The sequence below is a fragment of the Cellulomonas sp. P5_C5 genome, from assembly GCF_054049655.1.
The window spans coordinates 1-24,245 of the sequence record NZ_JBFULY010000002.1 but is presented as its reverse complement, the minus strand read 5'-3'; the positions used below and the strand labels follow the sequence as shown (position 1 = coordinate 24,245).

The following is a 24,245-nucleotide window of genomic DNA, read 5'->3' as shown; positions in this document are numbered from 1 at the left end:
GTATGGTCGTCCGCACCGCGCAGCACGGACGAGGGAGATCTCCACAGTGCCCCTGGCGAACGGGGAGAGTGCACCGTCGCTGCGTCGGCGTGCCTCGGCGCTGCGCGACGCGGCGGCCCGAGGTCAGCGCGTCGCAGGGTCGCTCGGGACCGCTCTGGACGCTGACGTCGAGACCGCCCAGTCGGCGGGGCTCTGGTACGGGACCTACGCCCGGGACACCACGGCCGCCCTCGTGGAGCAGCGCGACGCGCTGCGCCAGATGGCCGAGGACCTGCTGGGCGACACGGCCTCCTGGCTCCGTGAGGCGCAGCGCCTGGAGGACCTGGCCGACGAGGTGCAGAAGGCCGCGTCGGCGCCGGCGGGGGCGATATGAGCTACACCGGGTTCGACGTCGACCGGTTGCGCACGTTCGCCGGGAGCCTGCGACGGACGGGGGACAGCGCCGGCGACATCCGTCGTGACGTCGCGGCGGTCCTCGATGACGCGGAGAAGGCCCTGCGCGGACGACCGGCCACCACGAGCGCGGCGCTGACCCGGACGCAGGGGTTCCTCCCTTTCGGGCTGCCGTCGTCGCTGGCCTGGTCGCTGCCGGACGTCGCCGGCAGCATCGACCGCCGGTGCGACCACCTCGCGGCGTGCCGGGTCCTGTTCGAGGACGGTCACCTGGTGGATCCCCGGCTCGTGTTCGAGGACGCCGTGCCGCCGGATCCGGCCAAGGTGCAGAAGGCCGTCGACGCGCTGGCGGGGCTCGCCGACCTGGACGCGGGCATCAACGGCAACCGTGACGACCTCCGTCGGATCGCGGACCTGCTCACCGGTCTGACCGCGGCTGAGCTCGACCTGTTCCTGGACGACGCCCCCGCCGCGGACCTGCACGCGTTCGGCGAGGCCGTCGCGGACACCTCCGACTCGGGCTGGTCGCCGTTCKACCACAACGGGCTCCCGGTGGGTGAGCGGATCGCCCTCGCCAGCGACCTGCTCGCGCTCACGGGGTCGACCCACCTGGACGAGCTGGGCGACGCCTTCCCGTGGATGGCGCCGGGCTTCGACACGACCGACGTCTTCCTCGACGGCGCCAACCCCCAGACCGGAGCGGACGCGAGCGGCATCACGTACGGGATCCCCGAGGGCCCGCTGTTCGCCGACGGGGTCTCCAGCACGGACGTGTACCAGGGGCGCCTGGGCGACTGCTGGTTCATCGCCTCCCTGGCGGCGACCACCCAGATGGACCCCGACTTCGTCACCCGGAACATCCGGGAGAACCCGAACGGCACGATCTCGGTGCGGCTCTGGGACCACGACGGCACGGCGCGGTGGGTGACGATGACGCGTGACCTGCCGCTGGCCGACGACGGATCGCCCCTGGGCGCCCACGGCGACGGCGAGCTGTGGCCCGCCTACTACGAGAAGGCGTTCGCGCTCCTCTACGAGGAGGACAGCGGCGGTGCCCCCGACGGGAAGGGCGGGGACCCGCTCTACGACCGGTCCGAGCAGGGGACCTACGGGGCGCTCGAGTGGGACTGGACCGAGAAGGCGCCCCCGTACGTGTCAGGGAACGACGCGCGCGGGCTCGACGTGAGCTTCGAGGACGTCAAAGACGCGTTCGACTCGGGATCCCCGGTCATCGTGGCGACCTCCGGCGACAAGGACGACGTGCCCGAGCACCTGAAGGCCGGCTACTTCGGTCGGCACGTCTACTACGTCACCGAGATCACCGACGACCACGTGCTCGTCGCCAACCCGTGGGGCGCCGACTACGAGCCGCTGCGACTGACCCCCGCCGAGTTCGAGGAATACTTCGACTCGCCCCAGGCCATCGACCTGCGAGGTGCCCCGTGACCCGCCTGACCGTGCGCCCCGGCATCCCCTACCGGCTCGGTGAGGGCGACCGGAAGGTGGCCCTGGCGCTCAAGGAGGTCAGCGACGACCCGCGGGCCGCCACCCTGGGCGTCGTGCGGGACCGCCGCACGGTCGAGCACGAGCTGCACGTCGGCGACCAGATCGAGCTCGCAGGGCTCGCGTGGACGGTGGTCGGCATCGAGGCGTCGCCTCGCCCGCGCCTGGACCTCGAGGAGGCGTCATGAGAGCGCGGCGGGTCGTGCCGGCCGCGGTCGTGTCCCTGCTCGTCCTGGCCGGCTGCACCCAGCCGACGGAGACGCCGGACTGCGTGGGCGATGTCGTCGAGGGCGCCGAGCGCATCGCCGTGATGGTGCCGACGCCGCTGTCGGGCGGGGGACGTGCCGTCGCGGCCGAGGTCGACATGACCGCCTCGCCGCCGACGGCGGACCTGAGCGTGACGTCGCCGTCCCTCGACGAGTCCCTGCGGGTGGACGTGTCGGTCGGCACGACGTTCGACGGCGAGAGCACCACGTACGAGGTCGTGCGGATCTGCGAGAGCGGGCTCGACGTGGTTCCGGTCGCCGACTGACCGGCTCAGTCCTTCGTGAGCTCCTGGGCCAGCATCACGAGGATGCCGCTGGGGCCGCGGACGTAGGTGAGCCTGTAGACGTCCTCGTACGTCGCCACGCCACGCAGCGGGAAGCAGCCGTGCCGCGCGGCGATCTCCAGGGCGTCGTCGATGTCGTCCACCGAGAACGCGACGCGGTGCATGCCGATCTCGTTCGGGAGGGTGGGCTCCGTCTCGATCGCGTCGGGGTGGATGTACTCGAAGAGCTCGAGACGGCCGTGACCGTCGGGCGTCTGGAGCATCGCGATCTTGGCGTGGTTGCCGTCGAGGCCGACGGCCGTGTCCGTCCACGCACCGCTGACCGTGTCCCGGCCGACGACCGTGAGGCCGAGGTCCGTGAAGAACGCGATCGTCGCCTCCAGGTCGCGGACCGCGATGGCGACGTTCTCCAGCTTGATGGGCATGCGGCGCATGCTACCGAGCGGGCGGACGGCCCCTCCCGTGGCTACAGGGTGTAGTCCTCGAACTCCCAGTTGCCCACCCGCGCGAGCTTCTCGGCGAGGCCGCGCCAGTCGGGTGCCTCGAGGGCCTCGACGTGATCGCGCAGGAAGGAGACGGCGGCGGGCAGGTCGAGGGTCCCGACCAGGAGCAGGTGGCGGCCAAGCTGGGGCCCGTGCTCGTCGACGATCTCCTGCAGCCACGCCGGCGTGCACACGAGGACGTCGAACGACTCCTCGCCGTCGCCGTCGGCCGGCCCGACCATGAGCCGCACCCGGACGCCGTCGTTCGTCGGGTCGCGCGGGACGTAGGTGTCGATCTCGACGCCGTCGTCGAGGCTGTAGGTCTCGCGCAGTGCAGCTCTCATGATCCCTAGTCCGTGATGTCGAGGTGGGCGTTGCTGGCCCAGATGTCCTTGAGCGGCCTCTTGGGTGGCAGGGGCGGACCCGACTCGAAGTTCGACTGGGTCTTGCCGAGCGACGGCTTCACCGCCGGAGGACGATAGCGCTTCTGGCCGTCCGCGCTGACCCAGTAGCCCTTCGGGGTTCCCACCGGAGCGACGGCCAGGCCCGTCCACAGCAGGCCCGCCTCGTTGGAACGCGCCGTCGTCGCGGACCCGATCGCCTTGTCCCTCACGGGGTTCACCGCCGCTGCGACGATCTCGGCGGCGGTCATCTCGGCCGGCGCGCCGTCCTCGTCGTCGCTGTCCCCGGGCTCGCGACGGACCGGCGTGTGCTGCGCACCCCCCTCGTCGAGGACGTGAGCGATCTCGTGGGCGAGCACGTGCTCGCCGCGCTCGCGGGTCGGGTCGACTCCGGCGCCCAGGAAGACGTCGTTGCCGACCGTGAACGCCTTCGCGCCCAGCGCTGCGCTGTGCTGCGCGGCCGACGGGTCGTCGTGCACCCGCACATGACCGAGCGACGTGCCGAACCCTTCCTCCATCCGGCGTCGGACGGCATCCGAGAGCGGTGCGCCGCGGCCGAGCGTGCTGGAGATCTGGTTGCTGCGTGCCGTCCGGACGGCTCCGCCCGAGCGGCCGACCTCGACCGGGGCGGTCGACGAGCGCGCCGGGCCGGGTCGCGACACGCCGCCGAACCGGCGCAGCCGTGAGACGACCGAKGTCGCGCGGGCTTCGGCGGCGACCTCGGCGGGGTCGTCGACGCGCCCGACCGCGAGCCCGGCGACCGGTGCCGGGCGCAGCGGAGACGCGGCTGCGTGCTCGGGCGAGCCGGCGTCGGCCTGCGTCGGCGACCCGGGGACCGCGAGCTTTTCGACGTGCCGTGTCATGGCGCCCCCTCCGTCTGCCTCCCGCCAGCCTGCGTCGGAGGGTCGTGTCCCCGCATCCGTACTTTCTACGCAACGGGACGCGGCAGGTGCGCTGGCGGGTCGGTGCTGCTCGATCCCGACCGGGCACCGCGCGTCGGTTCGTCGCGACGGTGCCCGGTCGTGGATACGAGCGGAGTGTCAGTCCTCGGAGCCCTCAGCAGCTGCGGAGCCGCTCTTGCGGGACCGCTGGACGATGGCCACGACCAGCAGGGCCACCCCGATGCCGGCGAAGGCCAGCGCGACAGGCACGGGGCCGACGGAGTCGAGGAAGCGCGAGATGCCGCCGTACCGGCGGCGGGTGCTCTCCGGGTCCGCGATCTGCTCCCAGAAGGGCGTGAAGGGGATCGCCGCAAGGGCGAAGAACGCGATCGGGAGGAGGAAGTCGGTCCAGGACGACTCCTCCTCGTCGACGTCGACGTCCTGCTCGGGCGTGGTGCTGGGGACAGAGTTCATGGGTCCGTTTTCTCGCGGCGGGAGGGACGCCTGTTGTCGGCGCGGGTGGCAGCGTAGCCGGAGACCCGGAGGTATTTTGCCGGAAATGTCCGCTTCTTCACTCGTCCGGTTCGTGGTTCACTCGCGCGTGCGTCGGCGGTTCCTCACCCCGCTCGGAGGCCACCCTGCGCGCTCGGCAGGCGGGTGGTGAAGTTGATCAGGCCGACCCAGTCGGGCTGCAGCACCAGGCGAGCCTGACGCGTGCCCKGCTGGTCGACGGACGCGAGCAGGTCCCTCGCCTGTGCCACGCCGAGGTAGCGCTGTGCCGCTGCGGCGTACTCCGGTGCGATGCCGTCCACCTCGTCCACCTCGATCCGGCCACGCAGCTGCAGGGCCGTCGGAGGCATCCCGTCGGTGTCGATGCTGATCGCGACCCGGGGGTCGGCGCGCAGGTCGGCGATCCGTCGCGCCGGGTGCGCGATCCCCGCGTTCGGGCCGGCGACGTAGGTCACCATCACGACGTGCCGGCCGGTCCAGTGGAACCAGGTGGGCACGACCCGTGGTCCGCCGTCGCGGGCCACGTAGGCCAGGCGGGCCAGGGTCGACGACCTCAGCAGGTCCTGCGCACCCGGCTCGAGGAGCAGGCGGGGATCGCCCTGCGCGAGCTGGTCGGTCTGGCTGGCCCGGTCGGTCATGGTCGGCTCGCTCTCGTCTGTCGCGCGCGGCGACGTGGTCGCGTCGGCGTTCACCTGGATGACGATCGGCAGCGGCCCGGATCGACAGCCGGTGAGCTCAGGTCTGGTCGGCGGAGGCGGCGGCGAGGCGTTCGAGCGGGGTCGGGCCGTCGTGCGGGGTCGGCGGGGCGCCGAGGTGGCGGACGCGGAGCTCGTCCATGAGCTCGTCGAGGAACGCCGGGCCGCCGTCGCGCAGGAGCTGCTGCCGGCTCCGGAGACCGGCGCTGCCGGGGCGCCAGTCGAGGCCCCAGCTGCCGAGGGCGGCGATGATCGGGACGGTCTGGATGCCGGCCTCGGTGAGGCTGTAGCGGGCGCGCTGCCCCCGGGCGGCGGCGCCACGGGTGAGGATCCCCGCCTCGACGAGCCGCACGAGGCGGTCGGCGAGGATGTTCGACGCGATGCGCTCGACGGACCCGGTGAGCAGCACCCGGAAGTAGCGGCGGTCGTCGAACACGACGTCGCGCAGCACGAGCAGCGTCCAGCGGTCTCCGAGCACGTCGACGGCGGCGCTGACCGGTTCCACGACTCCTCCTTGACACCCGTTTCGGCCTCAATATAGTGGTTGCAGAACGCAATCACTATGGGAACGAGGAGATGATGGGCCGCTTCCTGTACGCGATGAACGTCTCCCTCGACCTGCGGATCGAGCAGGTCCCGGGCGACAACGGCGCGGGCGAGTGGCTGCGCATCGACACCGCGCTGCACCGCGAGCTGAACGCGCGGGCGCGAGCGGTCGCGCTGATCGTCCACGGCCGGGTCTTCTACGAGGTCATGGAGGAGTACATGCCGCGGGCACGCGAGGACGCGTCGCTCCCCGACGTCCTGCGGGAGTACGGCGAGATCTGGACCGCGAAGCCCAAGGTGCTCGTCTCGCGCACGCGGCAGAGCGCGGACCACAACACCCGGGTCATCGGCGGCGACGACGCGATCGAGCAGCTCGCCGCCCTCCGCGCCGAGACCGACGGCACCATCGGCGTGGGCGGCGCCGCGCTCGCCACCCAGCTGCTCCGGGCCGGGCTCCTCGACGAGCTGCTGCTGACCACCCATCCCGCGATCCTCGGCTTCGGCCGCCCGCTCTTCGACGACTACGACCGGCCGATCGAGCTCGAGCTGCTCGACCACCGGTCGTTCGACTCCGGGGTCACGGTCCGCCACTACACGATCAGCGAGGCCTCCTGATGCTTCGACAGGTAGCGGACGGCGTGCTCGTCCACCAGAGCGCGTTCCTGCAGAGCAACGCCGTGGTCGCGCGCGGCGGGGCCGGTGTCCTCCTCGTCGACCCCGGGGTCCTCGACGACGAGCTGGCCGGCATCGCGACGGACYTGACCGCGCCCGTCGTCGCAGGCTTCTCGACGCACCCGCACTGGGACCACCTGCTCTGGCACGCGCGGTTCGGCGACGCCCCCCGGTACGGCACGGCCCGGTGCGCTGCCGCCATCGACGCGCGGCTGGCGGACCCCGACTGGAAGGCGTTCGTCGCCGGGATGATCCCGGCGGACATCGTCGACCAGGTGACGCTCGACGGCCTGTTCGGCCGCATCACCGGTCTGCCCGCCGGGACGGTGCGTGTCCCGTGGGACGGCCCCGAGGTCCGCGTCATCGAGCACTCCGCGCACGCCCCCGGCCACGCGGCGCTGCTGATCGAGGCGCGCGGCGTGCTCGTCGCCGGCGACATGCTGTCCGACGTCCTCGTCCCTCTGCTCAGCCCGTTCGCCGAGGACCCGATCGAGGACGGCCTCGTCGCGCTCCGGCTGATCGAGGACGCGGCGGGCGGCGCCCACGTCGTCGTCCCCGGCCACGGGTCCGTCGGGGGTGCCGACGACCTGCGCGCACGCATCGACCTCGACCGGGCCTACCTGGAGGCGCTGCGCGACGGGCGCACCCCCGACGACCCCCGGATCGGCCCGTCGGCCAAGGACGGCTGGGAGTGGGTCGCCGACGTCCACGCCGGGCAGCTGGAACGGCTCACCCGCGACCGCTGACGCCTAGGAGGACACATGGGAAAGCTCATCTACTCGATGATCACCTCGCTCGACGGCTACACCGAGGCGGCGCAGGGCGACCTCGGCACCGGGGCCGAGGTCCCGGAGGTCCACACCTTCATCGGCGACGTCTTCCGGCCCGTCCGCACGTTCCTGTACGGCCGACGGATGTACGACACGATGGTCTTCTGGGAGACCGCGCACACCGATCCGGACGCCCCGCCGCACATCGTCCAGTACGCCCGCGACTGGCAGGCCGCGGACAAGGTCGTCTACTCCACGACGCTGGAGCAGGTGTCCAGCGCGAGGACCAGGATCGAGCGGACCTTCGACCCCGACGCGGTGCGCAGGCTCAAGGCCGAGTCCGACCACGACCTCTCCGTCGACGGGCCGAACCTCGCCGCCCAGGCGATCGCCGCCGGCCTCGTGGACGAGTACCACCTCTTCATGACCACGTCGGTGGTCGGCGGTGGCACGCGGTTCTTCCCCGACGGCGTGCGCCTCGACCTCGAGCTGGTCGAGCAGCGCGCCTTCGACAGCGGGCTGATCTACGCGCGGTACCGGACCCGCTGAGCCGGATCCCCGGCGTACCGAGGCGGTGAAACCGTTCAGCATGGGGGCGAACTGGCACGCTGCGGAGATCGTGCCCGGTCCGGTGCTGACCAAGGAGTGCCCGTGCCCCGATCTCGCTCGGTCCTGTCCGGCCTCGTCGCCCTCGCCTCGGGGGTCGTCGTCGCGCTCGCGGCGAGCAGCTCTCCGGCGTCGGGCGCGGCCGCGGTGGCGGTCCCCTCGCCCACCGTCGTCCCGAGCCCGGGGTTCACCTCGGGCACCGGCACGGTGACGCTCAGCGGTCGCGTCACCGACGACGACGGCGTCGCGGTCGCGGGGATCGGCGTCCACGCGTACGGGTCGGGCAGCGGCTCGGCGAGCACCGACCCGTCGGGGGCGTGGACGATCCCGGCGCTGCCGTCGGGCGGCTACCGCGTCGAGTTCCGGCCGCCGATCGGCTCGGACCTGGTCGGCGAGTACTGGGACGACGCGGGGTCGTACCTCAGCGCGACCTACGTGCGGGTGGCGGACGGTGACGTGGTGACCGGGCTGGACGCGCAGCTCGCCGAGACGGCGGTCGTCCGGGGGCGGGTCACCGACGCGTCCGGGGCGCCGGTCGCGGGCGCGTCCGTCTCCCTCGAACGGACCGACCTGCTCGGGGGCATCGAGGTGGGCGCCTCGACCCGGGCCGACGGCACGTACGAGGTCTGGCCGCTCGCCGCCGGGACGTACCGGCTCCGGGTCGTCCCCGAGCCCGGCACCGGACTGAGCACGACCTACTGGTCCGGGGTCGCGGACGCCGCGGCGGCGACCCCGATCACGCTGGAGGCCGGGCAGGTCCTCGACGGGATCGACGTGACCGCGCTGCCGGCCCAGGGGCTCGCGGGCCGGGTCCGGCTGCCGGCCGGCGTGGAGATGTCCGAGGTGCGGGTGGTGGTCCACCAGGTTCTGCGGGCCGGGTCGGTCGTCGTCGCCGGGACGACCCCCGCCGCCGACGGCGCGTTCCGGTTCGACGACCTCGTCGCCGGCTCGTACCTGGTCCACGTCGAGCACGTCGAGTGGAACGGACCGCTGCTGCCGGAGTACTACCGGGACGCCACCGCCCCGGAGCGTGCCGTGCCCGTCGAGGTCGCGGCCGGGACGGTCGTCACCGGGATCACCCTCACCCCCCTGCTCGCCGGTCGCATCACCGGGGTGGTGACGGGTGCCGACGGGCCGGTGCCCGGCGTCGAGGTCACCCTGGTCCCGCGCAGCGGCGAGGTGGGTACCTGGGGGCTCTGGACCACCGGGCCCGACGGCCGGTTCCTGATCGGCCGCCTTCCTGCGGGCTCGTACTCGGTGAGGCTCACGTCGCCCGACGGTTCCGTGCGGTACTTCCGGGCGCCTGCCGGGACGACGCACGACCTGCGCACCGCGACCAGGGTGAAGGTCAGGACGGGCCAGGCGGTCGAGATCTCCGCTCGGCTGCGCGGCTGAGCCCGGGTCCGGTCACGGCAGGCGGTAGGCCACCAGCCCGTCGCCGAGCGCGAGGAGCCGGATGCCGTCACCGGCGTCGACCCCGACGCCCTCGACGACCTGCGGCGTGACGGTCGTCGTCTGCCCCCTCGACTCCGGATGACGTACCGCGCGGCACGGTAGCCGTCCGGGGCCCGAGTGGGGTCGGTCTGTCCACAGGCGGGTCAGGTGGTGCTGTGCCGGTCGATCCCGAGCGTCGCGACGAGGTCCTCGTGGAGCTCGAACCAGACACGGTGGCAGGAGTCGACGTCCGTGCCGTCGACCCAGCCCACGTCGCCGGTCCCGGCGCGGTGTCGCGCCACGGAGAAGCGCGCGTCGTACCCCTGGAACCGTGCCAGGAGCCGTCCGAGCCGGGCGGCGAGCGGGGTGAGGCCTCGCTCGATCGCCTCGAGCTCGTCCAGGGTGCGACGGTCCCACTCGACGTCGGTGTGGTCGTTGGTGGCGAGCCGGTCCGCGGGGGTCGGCCGCAGCTGCCAGTCGGTGCAGGCGCGCTGCAGCCGCTCGTTCAGCGGGAGGAACTCGCGGTGGACCTCGCGCACCTCGGCCTCGCCGTCGACGCGCGCGAGCTCGGCCGCCAGCAGGCGCTCGTCCTGCGCCCGGCCGCGCTCGGTCAGGGACCAGCCGCCGAGGTCGGCGAACGCGGAGTGCTGCACCCAGCCGTGCGCCTCGGCGTCGAGCAGCAGCTCGCCGGTCTCGTCCGGTTCGAGGCCGTAGCGGCGCGCGACGGTGGCGGTGTCGGCGAACCCGACGATGCGCACGGAGTGCAGCACCAGCAGGTCGACGGTCGACTCGTGCGTCATGACGCCACGCCCCGCCGGGCCGCCAGCCTGGCGTAGTGCTGCTGACACGCCTGCCGGGACCGGAACCCCATGGCGTCGGCGATCTGCGCCCAGGTAAGTCCTGCGCTGCGGGCGACGAACAGCAGCCCGTCCTCGAGCCCGTCGACCTCGGCCCGCGCGGCCGGGAGCAGGGCCAGCGCGCTGAGCACGTCGTCGGGCTCCAGGTCGGCGGCGCGCCACAGGGCGAGCTGCACGAGGTCCACCGCCGACGCCGGCACGGGAGCGGGACGCCACGGGCGAGCGTCGAGCCCGTCGGCTCCCAGGCGGCGCAGGTGCTCGCGCGCCTCGGACTCGCGGCGGGCCTGCGCCTGGTCCGCGTGCGCCGCGCGGCGGGCGTCGTCCTTGCTCCCCATGCGCCACATCGTGCATAGTCAACAAAACGTTGTCAACGGAGGAGGTCCCCCTCGTGCTCGTCCTGCTCGGCGACGCCGTGAGCGCGACGTGCGGCGGCAAGGCGGGTGCGCTCGGCGCCCTGCTGCGTGCGGGACTCCCGGTTCCTGACGGCTTCGTCCTCCCGTTCGCCACCTACCGCGCGGCCGCGGGCGGGTCGACGCTCCCCGCCGACGTGCGCGAGGCACTCGCACGCGCGCTCGGCGCCGGACCCGTCGCCGTGCGGTCCTCGGCCGACGTCGAGGACACCGCAGGCGCGTCCGCGGCCGGCCAGCACGAGAGCGTGCTCGCCGTGCAGGGCATCGACCAGGTCGCCGACGCGGTGCTCGTTTGCTGGGCGTCTCTGCACTCGCCGCGCGCTGTCGCGTACCGGGACGGGGGCGGGGAGCCGAGCATGGGGGTGCTCGTCCAGCGGCACCTGGACGCCGACGTGTCCGGCGTGATGTTCACCGCCGGGGACACGCAGATCGAGGCGTCGTGGGGTCTGGGCCCGAGCGTCGTCGGCGGCACGGTCACCCCCGACGCGTACCGCGTCGCGGCGGACGGCACGGTCACCCGCACGGTCGCGGACAAGCGCACCCGTCTGGACCGGCGAGGCACGCGCCTGGTGACCAGCGACGTCCCGGAGCACGACCGGCGGCGAGCGACCCTCGACGACGCCACGGCCGTCCGGCTCGCTGCGCTCGGGCAGACCGTGGCCGACCTGCTCGGCGGGCCGCAGGACGTCGAGTGGGCGGTCGTCGACGGTGACCTCTGGGTCCTGCAGGCCCGGCCGACGACCGCGGACCTGCCCGAGCGGCTCGCGCAGCCGGTCCATGACGTCTCGACCGCCACGCTCGTCGGGACGCCGTGCAGCCCCGGCACCGCGACCGGCACCGCGCGGATCGTCCGAGGTCCGGGCGACTTCGGACGCGTGCGCCCGGGGGACATCCTCGTCTGCCCGTGGACCGACCCGAGCTGGACGCCGCTGCTGCGCGTCGCCGCCGGCGTCGTCACGGAGACCGGCGGGGTGCTCTCGCACGCCGCGATCGTCGCGCGCGAACGTCGGATCCCCGCCGTCCTCGGCATCGCCGACGCGACGACCACGCTGCACGACGCCACCACGCTCACGATCGACGGCACCGCCGGCACGGTCACGACCCACCGATGAGGACCGCCATGGGAACCCGCCACCTCTACCTCGCGCGTCACGGCGAGGCCGACGCCCTCGGCGAGCTCACCGAGGCCGGACGCCGGCAGGCGGACCTGCTCGGCGCACGCCTCGCGCGCATCCCGGCGGACGCCGTGTGGCACTCGCCCCTGCCGCGCGCCGTCGCGAGCGCGCACGAGATCGGCCGGCACCTACCCGGGGTCCCCGTCGCGCAGGCCGCCGAGCTGGTCGACCACGTGCCGTACGTCCCGCCGGCGAGCGAGACACCGCGGCCGTGGCTCGGCTTCTTCGACGGCTACGACGAGGACGAGGCGGCGTCGGGTCGCGCCCTCGCCGACGCGCTGGTCGACCGGTTCGCGGGCGACGACGCACCGTCCAGCGACACCCACCTCGTCCTGGTCACCCACGCGTTCCAGATCGGCTGGCTCGTGCGGCACGCCCTGGGCGCGCCGCCGTCCCGGTGGCTCGGTCTGAACAGCGGGAACGCCGCCCTGACGGTGATCGAGTACCGCCCGGCCCTGCCTCCCGCGCTCGTGCTCTTCAACGACATGAGCCACCTGCCGGCCGAGCTGCGCTGGACGGGGTTCGCCGACACGGTCAGGCCGTAGACCGCGATGCTGGGCTCGTGCACAGCCGGGTCGACCCGGCATTGAGCGCAGTCCCGAAAGGCTTAGGCGCCTTCCGCGGGTCGCTGACCTCTCTCTACTGTGAGCGATCACAGGGTGGAGCTCGCCCGCGGAGGGCAGTGCACACCGCACGACAGTCACTGGAGATTGCGTGAGCACTCAGAGGCGTTTCACCGCGATGGGAGTGGCCGCCGTGCTGGCGGCGGCCGTGGCGCTGGCGGTCCCCTCGCCGGTCCAGGCAGCCAACAGCCTGTCGATGCTGGGCGGTGACGTGTCGAGCCTGCAGCGCAGCCTCGACCTCGGCGTGAAGTACTACGACGCGAACGGGAGCCAGAAGCACCCGCTGGACATCCTCAAGGGCGCCGGCATGAACTACGCGCGGCTGCGGGTGTGGAACAACCCGGCGTCCGGGTACAACAACCCGGGCAAGGTCGCCGCCTACGCCAAGGAGGTCAAGTCGCGCGGCCTGAAGCTCATGGTGGACCTGCACTACTCCGACACCTGGGCGGACCCGGGCAACCAGTGGAAGCCCGCCGCGTGGGCGAACCACAACATCCAGCAGCTGCAGAAGGACGTCTACGACTTCACCTACGGGATCTGCACGACGCTCAAGGCCCAGGGCACGACGCCGGACAGCATCCAGATCGGGAACGAGATCAACGTCGGCATGCTGTGGAACGAGGGCAAGGTCTCGAACAGCAACTTCACCAACCTGGGGCTGCTGCTCAAGTCCGGGTACAACGCGGTCAAGGCGTGCAGCTCGTCCACCCAGGTCATCATCCACACCGCGAACTCCGACAGCACCGACCATTTGACGTGGTTCTACGACGGCATCGCGAGCCAAGGTGTGAAGTGGGACATCACCGGGCTGTCCTACTACTGCTTCTGGMACGGCGGGCTGGACGCCCTGTACTCGGCGGTGTCCACCGCCCGCACCCGGTACGGCAAGCCCGTCGTCCTGGTGGAGACCGCCTACCCCTTCACGACGGCGAACGCGGACTCGCAGGCGAACAGCGCCAACGGCACCTGCGCGGGCTTCGACGCCAGCTGGAGCAGCCAGGCGACGATGTTCCAGTACGTCCAGAACACCGTCCGGAACGCGGGCGGGATCGGCGTCTTCTACTGGGAGCCGACCTGGACCGCCGTGCAGGGCAACGGCTGGGACCCGTACAACATGAACGGCACCGGCGACGGGTGGGACAACATGGCGGTCTTCAGCTGGAGCGGCCGCGTGAACCCCGGCTTCCGCTGGACGCCCTGACGACAGGTGGGAGGCCCGAGCCGGTACGTTCAGCCACCATGAGCGGCCCCCACCTCCTGCTGACCCTCGCGATCCTGCTGCTGCTCCTCGGCCTGATCGCCCTCCCGGTGGGCATCGTGCTGCTCGTCCGTGCCCGTTCCGTGCCCCGCATCCAGCTGCCGGCACGCGTGGTCAGCAAGGTCGACGTCGTCGCGGGCGACGTCATGACCGTCGAGTACCCCGGCCCCGACGGCGCACCTCTGCGCGCCGAGGTCTTCGCGGCGTTCCGGCAGGGTCTCGGCGCGACGCCGATGTTCCACGGCTACGTCTACGTCAACCCGGAGGACCCCACCGACGTCAAGACCCGACCCCAGGGCAAGGTCGGTCCGGGGTGGACGGTCACCATCATCGGCATCGTCCTGCTCGTCCTGGGGCTCGTCCTGCTGCTGGTTGCCCTCATGGGCCTGTGGATCCAGAGCATCCCGGTCGTGGGCTGACGAGGCCGGTCCCTACCGCCGACCAGGGTCGCCGTGAGACCGTCGCGACCGTGGTCGTCGACAGGTTCGCCGGGGTGTGGTCCCTCGACCGCGCCATCCACGACGCGCACGCCGGTCTGGCTGGCCACCTGAGCGGCACCGCGCGGTTCGAGCCGACGGGCGACGGCGCGCTGTCCTGCGTGGAGGCAGGGGTGCTGACGTTCGGCGGGGACGTCCGGCCGGCGAGCCGACGGCTGCTGCTGCGGGACGTGGGCGGACCGACGGTCGACGTGCTGTTTGGCGACGGCCGCTTCTTCTACCGGTTCGACCTCGTCGACGACCGCTGGTCCGGCGAGCACCCCTGCGCCGAGGACGCCTACTCGGTGGAAGGGCGCTTCCTCGACGTGGACCGGTTCGAGGAGGTCTGGCACGCCGTCGGCCCGCACAAGGACTACCGCCTCACGACGACCTACCGCCGGTCCGCGGGCTAGTCGTCGATCTGCGCGGTGCCCAGCCGGTCGAGCTCGTCCAGGTGGTCACGCATGGTCCGGAGCTGCTCGGGCGGGTGCCCGACCCAGTCCTCGATCTCCCCGACGACGCGGACCGGCTCGCGGGTGCGGTAGGACCGGGTCGGGTTGCCGGGGAACCGCTTGTCGGTGACGTTCGGGTCGTCCTCGAGGTCGCCCGTCGGCTCCACGACGTAGATCCGGCCACGACCGTCACCCTGCGCCAGCTCCGCGCCCCACGTCGCCGCGTCGAGCGTCGCGGTCACGTAGACGTGGCCGGCCGTCCTGCCGCCCCCGAAGTTCGACCGGCGGCCGGGCTCGAGGACGTCCCCGACCCGGAGGTCCGCCTTCGTGCCGTGCAGGAGAGCCCCCGACTCGTGGACCTCGAAGGGTGTCGGACCGGTGCTCATGCGCGTCCCCTCTCAGCCGGCCGGCGTCTCCCACCGGGGCTCGTCCGTGCCCCACGGGTGGGGCGGCCGGGTCCAGTCTTGCGCGACATCCTCGACAGCGATCGGGGACAGCGCATGACGGAGCCGCCCCCAGGGAGAGCCGGTCTCGACGAGCCACCGGTCGGGCGAGCCCGCCGGTGGGGTCGGTGCAGCGAGCGGGGTGGTGCCGAACAGCCACGTCGCGGTGCCCGCCAACGACAGCCGCACGTGCTGGCCGCCGCCCGTGACCGCCCGGGCGGTGAGCGCACGCAGGACGGCCGCCGCGACCAGGTAGCCCGTGCCGTGGTCGAGCGCCTGGACGGGCAGGGCGCCCGGTCGTCCGTCGGCGGTCCCCTCGACGACMGAGACTCCGGTGCCGGCCTGGACGAGGCTGTCGAACCCGCGTCGTCCGGCCCACGGGCCGTCCCAGCCCCAGGCGCAGAGCTCGGCGACGACCAGCCCGGGCCGGCGGGCGACCAGTGCGTCCGCACCGAGCCCGTGGCGGTCCAGTGCGCCGGGGCGGTACCCGAGGACGACGACGTCCGCCGCGTCGAGCAGACCCTCGAAGGTTGCGCGGTCGGCTGCGTCCCCGAGGTTGAGCCGGGCCGTCCGTTTCCCGAAGCCGGTGTCGAGGTGGGTGCCGTGGTCCTCGGGCAGCCACGGGGCGTCGACCCGCAGCACGTCGGCACCGAGCAGCGCGAGCGTCCGGGTGGCTACGGGCCCCGCCAGGACGCGGGTGAGGTCGAGGACGCGGACGCCCTCGGCGGGGAGCGTGGCCGGCGGCAGGGGTGCGGTGTCGTCCGTGCCGTCCGTGGCGCGGGTCACGAGCGGCTCGTCGAACGACCCGGGCGCGGCGACGGCGACGGCGAGCCCGCCCGCGGCGTAGACGGTCTCCTGCACGTCACGCGCTGCGCGCTCGCGGATCGCGGCGGAGAGCCGGTCGACCAGGGCCGCGTCGTCGCCGGACTCCGGCAGCTCCAGGGCGGAGAGCAGCCGCGCCCGGTGGTGCGGGTAGTTCGCGTGCGTGCGCACCCAGCCGTCGGCCGCGGGCCAGAAGCGGGAGAGCGGGGCGAACAGCGGGATCGGTCGTCCGTCGACCCGGAGGTGGCGCTCGCTGGCGAAGGCGGCCGCGACCGACCCTTCGTCGACGCGGACCGCCGGCAGCGCGCGTCCGGTCCGCAGCGCGAGAAGCTCGGCGGCGGCGAGCGAGCAGACGCCGACGCTCGCCCGGGCGAGCTCGCGCGTCGGCAGGGTGCCACCCAGCTGCGCCGACCCGGTGTAGGTGACCTGCTCGGCGAGCTCCGCCGCACCACCCAGCGCGTGCCAGGCGTGGGCGGTCGCGGGGTCCACAGCGCTCATCTCCCGGAGGCTAGCGCCGACCTCGGTACAGCCTTCTCTGAATACAGCGAAATGTGTATCGTCGCGTCCATGGGGACAGCCACGCTCACGCACACCTCCGCGCTCTCCCGGCTGGGGCACGCCCTGTCGGACGAGACACGCACGCGGATCCTCCTGGCCCTGCGGGAGGCACCCGCGTACCCGTCGGACCTGGCCGACGCGCTGGGCGTGTCCCGGCAGGTCATGTCGAACCAGCTTGCGTGCCTGCGCGGGTGCGGGCTGGTCGAGTCCGTCCCCGACGGGCGCCGGACCTGGTACCGGCTGGCGGACCCGCACCTGTCGTCGGCGCTCGCGGACCTGCTGCAGCTGGTGCTCGCGGTGGACCCGACGTGCTGCGGACCGGACTGCACCTGCGCATGAGCACCACGACCGCCGACCGCCGACCGCTGCTCGAACGGCGGATCCGGTGGATCGTCGCCGCGACGATCGCCTACAACGTCGTCGAGGCCGGCGTCGCGCTGGTCGCCGGCCGGCTCGCGTCGTCGTCGGCACTGATCGGGTTCGGCCTCGACTCCGTCGTGGAGGTGCTGTCCGCCGCTGCGGTGGCCTGGCAGTTCTCGGCCCCGGACCCGCACACCCGAGAGCGCGCGGCGATGCGGACCATCGCACTGTCGTTCGTCGGCCTGGCCGCGTTCGTCACCGTCGACGCCGTCCGGACCCTGCTGAACGCGACGGAGCCGGAGCACTCCACCGCCGGGATCATCCTGGCGGCCGTGAGTCTGGCAGTCATGCCGGTCCTGTCCTGGGCCGAGCGCCGCACCGGCCGCGAGCTCGGCTCGGCCTCTGCCGTCGCGGACTCCAGGCAGACCCTGATCTGCACGTACCTGTCCGCGGTCCTGCTGGTCGGGCTCGTGCTGAACAGCACCGTGGGCTGGTGGTGGGCCGACCCGATCGCGGCCGTGGTGATCGCCGCGTTCGCCCTCCGGGAGGGCATCGAGGCCTGGCGCGGCGACGCGTGCTGCACCCCCGTCTCCCAGCTCGTCGCCGGCGACGTAGGCCGGTGCCCGGACGACCGCTGCTGACCTCAGGGACGACGGGCGACGAGCTGCCACATCCGGGCTGTCCGGACGAAGGGCTCGCGGTCGCAGAGCGTGAGCTCCAGCGCCTCCAGCTCGGCGTAGAAGTCGGGGTCGCTCTTGCGGTCGTCGTCGGCGATGTAGTCGGTGACGCACCGGATGCCGTAGCGCGTGAGGGAGGAGAAGCCGACGTCCTGCAGGGCGACGACGACCTCGTCGGCACCGACCCGCCGCACGTCCTGGTCGAACGTCGCCGTCCGGATCGTCGGTGCGTCGACGAGGTGCGCGGCCTCCTGCAGGTCGGCGCGCCGGATGACCGCCGCCAGCACCTCGGCGGGCGGGTTGGGCGCCATGAGCGAGATCGCGCCACCGACGGCGACGACGCCCGCGAGCACCCCGACGACCGCCACGGTGTGGGGCCGGTACTGGATCACGTTGTGGCACAGGACGAGGTCGAAGGTTCCGAGTCCCAGCCCGGGAAGGTCGTCCAGGTCGGCGCAGACGGTGCGCAGGTCTGCCCGCGAGCGCGCCTGGGCGAGCAGGACCTCGGACCGGTCGAGGACCGTGACGTCGTGGCCGGCGTCGGCCAGGGGGGCCGAGTCGCTCCCGTCGCCACCGCCGACGTCGAGGACCCGCAGAGGCCGCGCGGCGACCGCCCCGCACGTCCGGGCGAGGGTGTGCGCTGCCACGCGGTAGCGGATCCGACCCCACGGGGACTCCTGCCACGCACGCCAGTCCTCGAGATGGCTGTCGAAGGCGGTCACCCGCGCGACCCTACGACCAGCGCCCGCGCCCGCAGCTCGCCCACGTCGATCGCTCCCGCGAACAGCGCAGCGAGCACGAACCCGATCGTCTCGCTGCGCTCCGGGGTCAGGCCGTCCACCCCGACGCCGTCCTGCCGACCCGTCCGCCGACCGTCGGGCAGCGTCACACCGGGGTCCCGGTGGCTTCCCGCCACGCGACCACGGCCTGGGTGACGGCGTCGTTCAACGTCCTGGTGAGGTCGCGCGGTCGGTAGGTCGAACCCGCGTCGGCCCGCAGCGGTACGGAGTCCTGGATCTCCMGCGCCAGCCGGTCCAGGTACGTCCGCCCCTCGCGGTCCAGGGCGGCACGCTCGTCGTCGTCGAGCGCGATGAGCAGCGACGTGCTGAACGGGCCGTGGCTGACGACCGCGTCGAACAGCAGGTCCCCGTCCGACGCCAGCAGGAACCAGCTCCAGCGCTCGTGGTCGAGGACCTCCATGGCCGCCATCATGCCCGTCCGGTCACGCGGTGCGGTCGGTGTGCGCACCGAGCAGCTGGTCGACGCTGCACTCCGTCGGCGACTTGTCGGTGCGGACCGCCAGGATGCGCGGCTGGTAGAGCACGGRGTGCTCGGGGTCGACGACGTACAGGAAGGCGACCTCGACCACCTGACCGACGGAGATGCCGGCGGCACCGCCCTTGCCGATGGTGGTGACGTTCCCGATCCGCACCAGGGCGCCGTCGTGGTCGTGCACGCCCAGCACGGCGGTCTGCTTGCCGCCGCGCCCGGTCTCGACGACGACGGCGTCGAGCGTCTTGACGAACTTGTGCCGCAGCAGCCCGGCGGACCGCCCGACCGTGTACGGGGCGTCCGCGGCGCGGAGCATCACGCCCTCCTTGCGTCCCGACTCGGCGTCCGCCAGGAGCGTCCGCTTCGCCTGCGGGCCCGACGCGATGCCCACGACGCCGACCGCGACGGGGTCCGGCGCCAGCGCCCCCACGACCGCCACGAGGGCGGCGTGCCGCAGCCGGAACGGGGTGCCCGCGCCGACGTGGTCCGCCGCGGCCGGCAGGTCGAACAGCCACAGGGTGCGCCCGACGATCTCCCCGTCGAACACCCACCGACCCGCGGTCAGCGCCCGGAACGGCGCGAGCATCGCGGCCCCGACGTTCGAGGCCTTCGCCTGCCCGTTGCGACCGAACGCCCGCACGGCGCCGTCCACGACCTCGACCAGGAGCCGCTCGCCGTCGAGCTTGGGCTGCGCGACCCACGCCTCGTCGTCGAGCAGCCCGTCCAGCCGTGCCGGTTCCACGTTCTGCGCGAGCATCGGCAGCGGGGTCGTGGTGCCGGGCATCGCGGCGGGCGTGGGCAGGTCCAGCGCGAGCAGGGCGTCGGTGACGCGCGCGAGGGCGGCAGGGTCGTACGGACCGTCCGCGACCGCCGCGACGGCAGCGGCCTGCCGGCGCTCCTGCGGCACGACGACGGCCACCGCGAGACCGTCGGCAGGGAGGGCGCCCGCCCAGCCGTCCAGGTCCGCGTCGGTCGGTCCCGTGTCGAACGCAGTCTCACCCGTGCGGGTCACCACGTACCCCTTGGCGACCTTCCCGGCCACCGCCTTGAGCGCCGCCGCGCGAGCCGCGGAGACGTCGGCGAACACCGTGCGTGCCGTGAACGAGCCGTAGGTGCCGTTGCGGCCGTACTGGCAGGTCATCGCGTCGCCGACCGTGAACACCCGGTAGAACTTGTCGCTGCTGCCCTGCGTGAACTCGAGCGTCACGACGGAGCCCATGGTGTCGGTCATGCGCCGCACGGTAGCCGCGCCCGGTGACAGACGAGCCCGGCGGTCGACGAGGTCAGCCGGTCGGAGCAACGCCGGGCGGGCGCGGTTGCTCCGCTGGCACACTGCACCCCGTGACGACGGTCGAGCCTGCCCTGGACCTCCCGTGCCGGCGGGACGTCGACGACGTGCCGACCGGGGTCGGCGACCGCCGATGACGCCGGGACGGACCGTCCACGTCGTCGGCGGGCTGCTGGTCGCCGGGCGTCGCGTGCTCCTGGGGCACCGCCACCCGGGACGCCGGTGGTACCCCGACGTGTGGGACGTCCCCGGAGGACATGTCGAGCCGGGCGAGTCGAGCCGCGAGGCCCTCGTGCGCGAGGTCCGCGAGGAGCTCGGCGTCACGGTGCTGTCCGCCCGCGAGCACGACCGGGTCTGCCTCCCCGACGGCGTCGTCATCGACGTGTGGCTGGTGACGGCGTGGGCCGGGACGCCCGTCAACCGAGCGCCCGAGGAGCACGACGCGCTGGAGTGGTTCGGGGTCGACGACCTGCCGACGGCCGACCTGGCGCACCCCGCGCTGGACGGCCTCCTGCGGGCCGCCCTGGACCAGGCGGGGCGCACCGCGCCGTAGTGGCCGCACGCCTGCGCAGGCAGGAGCCGGGCTGCCTCTAGCCTCGGGCCATGATCGTCTGGCTCAACGGCACGCACGGCGCAGGCAAGACGACGGTCGCCGCGCTCGTGCAGCCCCTGCTCCCGGACGCCCGGGTCCTGGACGCCGAGAAGGTCGGCGAGACGCTGATGGACATCACGCCCGGGTTGCCGGAGACCGACAACTTCCAGCACTGGCCGCCGTGGCGTCCGCTCGTCGTCGAGACCGCCCGCCGGGTCCTCGACTACGCCGGCGAGACCCTGGTGATGCCGATGACCGTCCTGGTCGAGCCGTACTGGCGCGAGATCAGCGCCGGCCTCGCCGCGCACGGCATCCCCGTGCGGCATGTCGTCCTGCACGCCGACGAGGACACGCTGCGCGCGCGGATCGACGGGGACACCGTCATGGGTCCGTCCGCGTTCCGGCACCAGTACGTGGAGGCGTACACCGAGGCGGCCCGCACGTGGCTGCACGCCGAGGCCGAGGTCGTCGACACCAACCACCTCACGCCCGCGCAGGTGGCCCAGCAGATCGCCAGGACGAAGGGGAACGGCTGTGAGCGCTAGAACGCTCATGCGAGCGCTATAGTGGTCGCATGACTGAGAGGGCGGGTGCGTGACGTGGACCTCGGCACGCCGATCCGCAGCGTCCTGCCCACCGCATACGCACCTGTCCTGACCGTCCTCGCGAGGTCCGGCACTCCGCTGACCGGCCGAGCCGTCGCGGACCTGACCGACCCGCACGTCTCCCAGAGCCACGTGTCTCAGATCCTGCGGGCGCTGACCGAGGACGGCATCGTCACCGTGACGCCTGCCGGCAGCGCCTACCTGTACGCCTTCAACCGCGACCACCTCGCCGCCGACGCGATCTCTGCGCTCGTCGACCTGCGCGCGAGGTTGTGGGACGCGATCGTCGAGCACACCCGCACCTGGGCTCACCAGCCCGACGGGCTCATCGTCTACGGGAGCGCTGCGCGTGGAGACGGTGGCAGCCGCAGCGACGTCGACCTCCTGGTCGTGCGCCCCGACGCCGTCCCGCAGGACGACACGGACTGGCAGGCCGGCCTGACCGGTCTCGCCGACGCGGTCCACCGCTGGACCGGCAACAGCGCCGAGATCCTCGACCGATCCCCCCGCGACCTGGCCGTGATGGCCCTCGAGCGGCAGCCCCTCCTGGACAACATCCGTCGCGACGGTCGTGCCCTGGTCGGACGCCTGAGCGCGGTCCCGKCTCCGGCCACGGCGGGCTGAGCGTGGAGCCGCTCGCTGCCGCCCGCCATCATCTCGCCAAGGCCCGGGAGTTCCTCACCGCGGCCGACGTCGAGCTTGCCGGGGAGCTGTACAGCGCCGCGGCGTCCAGCGCCGTCCTTGCCGGGATCAACGCCAAGGACGCCCTCTGCTACCGGTTGACGGGACGGACCGGCAAGACCGACGACCATCGCGCGGCCGTGACGGAGCTCGCCGGCGCGGGTCCGGCAGGGAAGCGCCTGGAGTCGACGTTCCGGCGGCTGATCGAGATGAAGACGGCAGCGCAGTACCAGCCGACTCCGGTCAGTGCCGCCGACGCGGAGAAGGCGGTGGAGTGGGCGACGCGCATCGTGGACGCGGCCGACGACGTCGTGCGCGGCTGAGGCTCACGTGCGGAGGGTCAGGATCTCGGCGCCGTCGTCCGTGATCGCGATGGTGTGCTCGCTGTGCGCGGTCCGGCAGCCGGTGGCGCTGCGCAGCGTCCACCCGTCGTCGGCGTCGGTGACCAGCTCGTYGGTGTCGGCCATGACCCACGGCTCGAGCGCGAGCAGGAGCCCGGGGCGCAGCGTGTACCCGCGGCCGGGCCGTCCGGTGTTCGTGACGTGCGGGTCCTGGTGCATCGTCGACCCGATGCCGTGCCCGCCGAACTGCGTGTTGACCGGGTAGCCCGCCTCGCTCAGCACCGTGCCGATGGCGTGGGAGAGGTCGCCGATGCGGGCACCGGGTCCGGCGACGGCGATCGCTGCGCTCAGCGCCCGCTCGGTCGCGTCGATCATCGCCACGCTCTGGGCGGGCCGTGCGTCGCCGACGAGGAAGCTCACGGCCGAGTCGGCCGCGATCCCGCCCAGGGACACGGCGAGGTCCAGGGTCAGCAGGTCGCCGTCGGCGAGCGAGTAGTCGCGGGGGCGGCCGTGCAGCACGGCGTCGTTGACGGACGTGCAGATGTAGTGGCCGAACGGCCCGCGCCCGAACGTCGGCGCGTAGTCGACGTAGCAGGACTGCGCTCCGGCCTCGACGATGATCGCCTGGGCCCACCGGTCGATGTCCAGGAGGTTCGTGCCGACCGTGGCGCGGCTCCTCAGCGTCTGGAGGATGTGCCCGACCAGGGCGCCGGTCTCCCGGGCGCGGGCGATCTCGGTGGGGGTCAGGATCTCGATCATGCGTCGTCCTCCGGCGAAGTCCAATAACTATCCCGGCCATATTATCCCGGCTAGGATCGCGGTCATGGTCAGGCTGCCGCTCACCCCGGACGAGATCGAGCGCGGACAGCGCCTCGGTGCCCTGCTGCGTCGTGCACGGGGACAGCGTCCGATGCTCGACGTCGCGCTGGACGCCCGCGTCTCGCCCGAGACCCTCCGCAAGATCGAGACGGGCCGCGTCGCGACCCCGGCCTTCCCGACGGTCGCGGCCATCGCCGCGGTGCTCGGGCTCTCGCTGGACGAGGTGTGGGCGGAGATCAGCGCTCCCGGGCGCGACGCCCGGGAGCCGCTCGCGTCGTAAGCCGTCTCCCTGGCCGGTGTGACCGCAGCGCAGATTCGTCGGTCGAGAGCGAGCGAGAGGCAGAGATGAGGGCGGTCGATCTCGTCGCGCTGCTGCGCCGATGACGCTCGGCAGCGAGTACCGCCGGATCTGGGCCGGCAACGCCTCGGCGAACCTGGCCGACGGGATCACGTTCGTCGCGCTCCCGCTCCTGGCGGCGACCCTGACCCAGAGCCCGATCGCGATCGCGGGCCTGGCCGTGGCGTACTCCGCGCCGCGGGTGCTGTCCGTGCTCGGGATCGGGGTGCTGATCGACCGGGTCGACCGGCGCCGGCTGCTCGTCGCGGCGAACGTCTCCCGCGCCGCCCTGTTCGCCGCGCTCGCCGCGCTCGTGCTCACGGGCGCGACCCCGCTCGCCGCGCTGTACGTCGTGTACGCGGTCATGGGCGTCGTCGAGACGCTCTCCGACAGCGCGTCGTTCGCGGTCCTGCCGCAGGCGGTGCGACCCGACGCGCTCGACCGGGCCAACTCGCAGGTCGCGGCCACGCAGACGGTCGTCGACGAGTTCGTCGGACCGCCGCTAGGTGTACTCGGCCGTCACGTTGGTGACAGTCGGCTGATCGGTGGGAGGCCTCCGAGGGCGCTGTGGCGTCGTCGAGTGTTGTAGTGCTCGAGCCAGGGGGCAAGGGCGGCGGTACGTTCGGCGTTGCTGGTGAAGACCTGCCGGTAGGCCCACTCGGTCTGCAGGGTGCGGTTCAGGCGCTCCACCTTGCCGTTCTGCCAGGGGCAGTGCGGCCGGATGAAGACCTGCTTCGCCCCGAGGTCCGCAGCGAC

At 73.1% G+C, this 24,245-nt stretch carries 37 protein-coding genes; 21 read left to right on the top strand and 16 right to left on the bottom strand.

Annotation, left to right across the window (positions count from 1 at the left end; all coding sequences use genetic code 11):
• The first annotated feature begins 46 nt into the window (after positions 1-46).
• From ACXJKF_RS01930 to ACXJKF_RS01915, 4 genes are read left to right on the top strand one after another with little or no spacing between them, the layout of a single operon-like run.
• On the top strand, positions 47-373 hold the full coding sequence (locus ACXJKF_RS01930) for a hypothetical protein (RefSeq protein WP_456786059.1): 327 nt from the start codon (positions 47-49) through the stop codon (positions 371-373).
• The gene (locus ACXJKF_RS01925) at positions 370-1,839 is read left to right on the top strand and encodes a C2 family cysteine protease (protein ID WP_456786058.1); all 1,470 of its coding nucleotides are present in this window, start codon (positions 370-372) and stop codon (positions 1,837-1,839) included. Before ACXJKF_RS01930 ends, ACXJKF_RS01925 begins: the two co-directional genes overlap by 4 nt.
• Positions 1,836-2,084: a DUF6406 domain-containing protein gene (locus tag ACXJKF_RS01920; protein WP_456786057.1), complete on the top strand. Its 249-nt coding sequence runs from the start codon at positions 1,836-1,838 to the stop codon at positions 2,082-2,084. The genes ACXJKF_RS01925 and ACXJKF_RS01920 overlap by 4 nt, the downstream gene beginning before the upstream one ends.
• On the top strand, positions 2,081-2,428 hold the full coding sequence (locus ACXJKF_RS01915; RefSeq protein WP_456786056.1) for a hypothetical protein: 348 nt from the start codon (positions 2,081-2,083) through the stop codon (positions 2,426-2,428). The genes ACXJKF_RS01920 and ACXJKF_RS01915 overlap by 4 nt, the downstream gene beginning before the upstream one ends.
• Before the next feature lie 5 nt (positions 2,429-2,433).
• Here ACXJKF_RS01915 and ACXJKF_RS01910 read toward each other — a convergent pair whose 3' ends face one another.
• From ACXJKF_RS01910 to ACXJKF_RS01885, 6 genes are all read right to left on the bottom strand, one after another.
• Positions 2,434-2,871, bottom strand: a complete 438-nt coding sequence (locus ACXJKF_RS01910) for a VOC family protein (RefSeq protein WP_456786055.1) — start codon at positions 2,869-2,871, stop codon at positions 2,434-2,436.
• 41 nt (positions 2,872-2,912) lie between these two features.
• Complete coding sequence (locus tag ACXJKF_RS01905; RefSeq protein WP_456786054.1) at positions 2,913-3,272, bottom strand: immunity 8 family protein; 360 nt, start codon at positions 3,270-3,272, stop codon at positions 2,913-2,915.
• A gap of 5 nt (positions 3,273-3,277) precedes the next feature.
• Positions 3,278-4,192, bottom strand: coding sequence for an eCIS core domain-containing protein (locus ACXJKF_RS01900; protein WP_456786053.1), 915 nt, complete (start codon positions 4,190-4,192; stop codon positions 3,278-3,280).
• 177 nt (positions 4,193-4,369) lie between these two features.
• Positions 4,370-4,684, bottom strand: a complete 315-nt coding sequence (locus tag ACXJKF_RS01895; RefSeq protein ID WP_456786052.1) for a hypothetical protein — start codon at positions 4,682-4,684, stop codon at positions 4,370-4,372.
• A gap of 143 nt (positions 4,685-4,827) precedes the next feature.
• The gene (locus ACXJKF_RS01890) at positions 4,828-5,412 is read right to left on the bottom strand and encodes a pyridoxamine 5'-phosphate oxidase family protein (protein ID WP_456786051.1); all 585 of its coding nucleotides are present in this window, start codon (positions 5,410-5,412) and stop codon (positions 4,828-4,830) included.
• Positions 5,413-5,455: 43 nt separating this feature from the next.
• Positions 5,456-5,920 carry a winged helix-turn-helix transcriptional regulator gene (locus ACXJKF_RS01885; RefSeq protein ID WP_456786050.1) on the bottom strand — a complete coding sequence of 155 codons (465 nt, stop codon included), beginning with the start codon at positions 5,918-5,920 and terminating at the stop codon, positions 5,456-5,458.
• Between the two features lie 74 nt (positions 5,921-5,994).
• Here ACXJKF_RS01885 and ACXJKF_RS01880 point away from each other — a divergent pair, with 74 nt between their 5' ends.
• The 4 genes from ACXJKF_RS01880 to ACXJKF_RS01865 all read left to right on the top strand — a co-directional run bounded on the left by ACXJKF_RS01880 (position 5,995) and on the right by ACXJKF_RS01865 (position 9,404).
• The gene (locus ACXJKF_RS01880; RefSeq protein WP_456786049.1) at positions 5,995-6,576 is read left to right on the top strand and encodes a dihydrofolate reductase family protein; all 582 of its coding nucleotides are present in this window, start codon (positions 5,995-5,997) and stop codon (positions 6,574-6,576) included.
• Positions 6,576-7,379 carry an MBL fold metallo-hydrolase gene (locus ACXJKF_RS01875; RefSeq protein ID WP_456786048.1) on the top strand — a complete coding sequence of 268 codons (804 nt, stop codon included), beginning with the start codon at positions 6,576-6,578 and terminating at the stop codon, positions 7,377-7,379. The genes ACXJKF_RS01880 and ACXJKF_RS01875 overlap by 1 nt, the downstream gene beginning before the upstream one ends.
• Before the next feature lie 15 nt (positions 7,380-7,394).
• Positions 7,395-7,952 carry a dihydrofolate reductase family protein gene (locus tag ACXJKF_RS01870; RefSeq protein WP_456786047.1) on the top strand — a complete coding sequence of 186 codons (558 nt, stop codon included), beginning with the start codon at positions 7,395-7,397 and terminating at the stop codon, positions 7,950-7,952.
• 102 nt (positions 7,953-8,054) lie between these two features.
• Positions 8,055-9,404, top strand: a complete 1,350-nt coding sequence (locus ACXJKF_RS01865) for an MSCRAMM family protein (protein WP_456786046.1) — start codon at positions 8,055-8,057, stop codon at positions 9,402-9,404.
• A 203-nt stretch (positions 9,405-9,607) separates the two neighbouring features.
• On the opposite strand, the gene ACXJKF_RS01860 is transcribed toward ACXJKF_RS01865, so the two are convergent.
• Together ACXJKF_RS01860 and ACXJKF_RS01855 are read right to left on the bottom strand one after the other, a co-directional pair.
• Positions 9,608-10,243, bottom strand: coding sequence for a transcriptional regulator (locus ACXJKF_RS01860; protein ID WP_456786045.1), 636 nt, complete (start codon positions 10,241-10,243; stop codon positions 9,608-9,610).
• Positions 10,240-10,635 carry a DNA-binding protein gene (locus tag ACXJKF_RS01855; RefSeq protein WP_456786044.1) on the bottom strand — a complete coding sequence of 132 codons (396 nt, stop codon included), beginning with the start codon at positions 10,633-10,635 and terminating at the stop codon, positions 10,240-10,242. The genes ACXJKF_RS01860 and ACXJKF_RS01855 overlap by 4 nt, the downstream gene beginning before the upstream one ends.
• 53 nt (positions 10,636-10,688) lie before the next feature.
• Between ACXJKF_RS01855 and ACXJKF_RS01850 the strand changes: the two genes are divergently transcribed.
• The 5 genes from ACXJKF_RS01850 to ACXJKF_RS01830 all read left to right on the top strand — a co-directional run bounded on the left by ACXJKF_RS01850 (position 10,689) and on the right by ACXJKF_RS01830 (position 14,655).
• Positions 10,689-11,822: a PEP/pyruvate-binding domain-containing protein gene (locus ACXJKF_RS01850; RefSeq protein WP_456786043.1), complete on the top strand. Its 1,134-nt coding sequence runs from the start codon at positions 10,689-10,691 to the stop codon at positions 11,820-11,822.
• A gap of 8 nt (positions 11,823-11,830) precedes the next feature.
• Positions 11,831-12,430 (top strand): histidine phosphatase family protein, encoded by a 600-nt coding sequence (locus tag ACXJKF_RS01845; RefSeq protein WP_456786042.1) that lies wholly within the window; start codon positions 11,831-11,833, stop codon positions 12,428-12,430.
• 169 nt (positions 12,431-12,599) lie between these two features.
• A complete protein-coding gene (locus tag ACXJKF_RS01840) occupies positions 12,600-13,709 on the top strand; it encodes a glycoside hydrolase family 53 protein (RefSeq protein ID WP_456786041.1) in 1,110 nt (369 codons plus the stop codon).
• A gap of 38 nt (positions 13,710-13,747) precedes the next feature.
• Complete coding sequence (locus ACXJKF_RS01835) at positions 13,748-14,185, top strand: hypothetical protein (RefSeq protein ID WP_456786040.1); 438 nt, start codon at positions 13,748-13,750, stop codon at positions 14,183-14,185.
• 50 nt (positions 14,186-14,235) lie between these two features.
• On the top strand, positions 14,236-14,655 hold the full coding sequence (locus ACXJKF_RS01830; protein ID WP_456786039.1) for a DUF6314 family protein: 420 nt from the start codon (positions 14,236-14,238) through the stop codon (positions 14,653-14,655).
• Here ACXJKF_RS01830 and arr read toward each other — a convergent pair.
• Positions 14,652-15,080 (bottom strand): NAD(+)--rifampin ADP-ribosyltransferase, encoded by a 429-nt coding sequence (arr, locus tag ACXJKF_RS01825; RefSeq protein ID WP_456786038.1) that lies wholly within the window; start codon positions 15,078-15,080, stop codon positions 14,652-14,654. The genes ACXJKF_RS01830 and arr overlap by 4 nt on opposite strands.
• Before the next feature lie 12 nt (positions 15,081-15,092).
• On the bottom strand, positions 15,093-16,457 hold the full coding sequence (locus ACXJKF_RS01820) for a CoA transferase (RefSeq protein WP_456786037.1): 1,365 nt from the start codon (positions 16,455-16,457) through the stop codon (positions 15,093-15,095).
• Positions 16,458-16,526: 69 nt separating this feature from the next.
• On the opposite strand from ACXJKF_RS01820, the gene ACXJKF_RS01815 reads away from it, so the two are divergent.
• Both ACXJKF_RS01815 and ACXJKF_RS01810 read left to right on the top strand, forming a co-directional pair.
• The gene (locus tag ACXJKF_RS01815) at positions 16,527-16,856 is read left to right on the top strand and encodes an ArsR/SmtB family transcription factor (protein WP_456786036.1); all 330 of its coding nucleotides are present in this window, start codon (positions 16,527-16,529) and stop codon (positions 16,854-16,856) included.
• Positions 16,853-17,518, top strand: coding sequence for a cation transporter (locus ACXJKF_RS01810; RefSeq protein WP_456786035.1), 666 nt, complete (start codon positions 16,853-16,855; stop codon positions 17,516-17,518). The genes ACXJKF_RS01815 and ACXJKF_RS01810 overlap by 4 nt, the downstream gene beginning before the upstream one ends.
• Positions 17,519-17,520: 2 nt before the next feature.
• On the opposite strand, the gene ACXJKF_RS01805 is transcribed toward ACXJKF_RS01810, so the two are convergent.
• From ACXJKF_RS01805 to ACXJKF_RS01790, 4 genes are read right to left on the bottom strand one after another with little or no spacing between them, the layout of a single operon-like run.
• Positions 17,521-18,276: a class I SAM-dependent methyltransferase gene (locus ACXJKF_RS01805; protein WP_456786034.1), complete on the bottom strand. Its 756-nt coding sequence runs from the start codon at positions 18,274-18,276 to the stop codon at positions 17,521-17,523.
• Positions 18,273-18,443, bottom strand: a complete 171-nt coding sequence (locus ACXJKF_RS01800; protein ID WP_456786033.1) for a hypothetical protein — start codon at positions 18,441-18,443, stop codon at positions 18,273-18,275. The genes ACXJKF_RS01805 and ACXJKF_RS01800 overlap by 4 nt, the downstream gene beginning before the upstream one ends.
• On the bottom strand, positions 18,440-18,754 hold the full coding sequence (locus tag ACXJKF_RS01795; protein ID WP_456786032.1) for a hypothetical protein: 315 nt from the start codon (positions 18,752-18,754) through the stop codon (positions 18,440-18,442). The genes ACXJKF_RS01800 and ACXJKF_RS01795 overlap by 4 nt, the downstream gene beginning before the upstream one ends.
• Positions 18,755-18,776: 22 nt before the next feature.
• Positions 18,777-20,057 (bottom strand): WGR domain-containing protein, encoded by a 1,281-nt coding sequence (locus ACXJKF_RS01790; RefSeq protein WP_456786031.1) that lies wholly within the window; start codon positions 20,055-20,057, stop codon positions 18,777-18,779.
• Between the two features lie 190 nt (positions 20,058-20,247).
• Between ACXJKF_RS01790 and ACXJKF_RS01785 the strand changes: the two genes are divergently transcribed.
• From ACXJKF_RS01785 to ACXJKF_RS01770, 4 genes are read left to right on the top strand one after another with little or no spacing between them, the layout of a single operon-like run.
• Positions 20,248-20,667 (top strand): NUDIX domain-containing protein, encoded by a 420-nt coding sequence (locus ACXJKF_RS01785; protein WP_456786030.1) that lies wholly within the window; start codon positions 20,248-20,250, stop codon positions 20,665-20,667.
• 50 nt (positions 20,668-20,717) lie between these two features.
• Positions 20,718-21,251, top strand: coding sequence for an AAA family ATPase (locus ACXJKF_RS01780; RefSeq protein WP_456786029.1), 534 nt, complete (start codon positions 20,718-20,720; stop codon positions 21,249-21,251).
• Positions 21,252-21,296: 45 nt separating this feature from the next.
• On the top strand, positions 21,297-21,935 hold the full coding sequence (locus ACXJKF_RS01775; RefSeq protein ID WP_456786028.1) for a nucleotidyltransferase domain-containing protein: 639 nt from the start codon (positions 21,297-21,299) through the stop codon (positions 21,933-21,935).
• Between the two features lie 2 nt (positions 21,936-21,937).
• On the top strand, positions 21,938-22,315 hold the full coding sequence (locus ACXJKF_RS01770; RefSeq protein WP_456786027.1) for a HEPN domain-containing protein: 378 nt from the start codon (positions 21,938-21,940) through the stop codon (positions 22,313-22,315).
• Positions 22,316-22,318: 3 nt separating this feature from the next.
• Here the strand turns inward: ACXJKF_RS01770 and map are convergent, their stop codons facing one another.
• On the bottom strand, positions 22,319-23,092 hold the full coding sequence (gene map / locus ACXJKF_RS01765) for a type I methionyl aminopeptidase (RefSeq protein WP_456786026.1): 774 nt from the start codon (positions 23,090-23,092) through the stop codon (positions 22,319-22,321).
• 64 nt (positions 23,093-23,156) lie between these two features.
• On the opposite strand from map, the gene ACXJKF_RS01760 reads away from it, so the two are divergent.
• Both ACXJKF_RS01760 and ACXJKF_RS01755 read left to right on the top strand, forming a co-directional pair.
• Complete coding sequence (locus tag ACXJKF_RS01760; RefSeq protein ID WP_456786025.1) at positions 23,157-23,432, top strand: helix-turn-helix transcriptional regulator; 276 nt, start codon at positions 23,157-23,159, stop codon at positions 23,430-23,432.
• 100 nt (positions 23,433-23,532) lie between these two features.
• A complete protein-coding gene (locus ACXJKF_RS01755) occupies positions 23,533-24,078 on the top strand; it encodes an MFS transporter (protein WP_456786024.1) in 546 nt (181 codons plus the stop codon).
• On the opposite strand, the gene ACXJKF_RS01750 is transcribed toward ACXJKF_RS01755, so the two are convergent.
• The coding region (locus ACXJKF_RS01750) for an integrase core domain-containing protein (RefSeq protein WP_456786023.1) at positions 24,009-24,245 on the bottom strand (237 nt) is incomplete at its 5' end. The two genes, ACXJKF_RS01755 and ACXJKF_RS01750, sit on opposite strands and share 70 nt — an antisense overlap.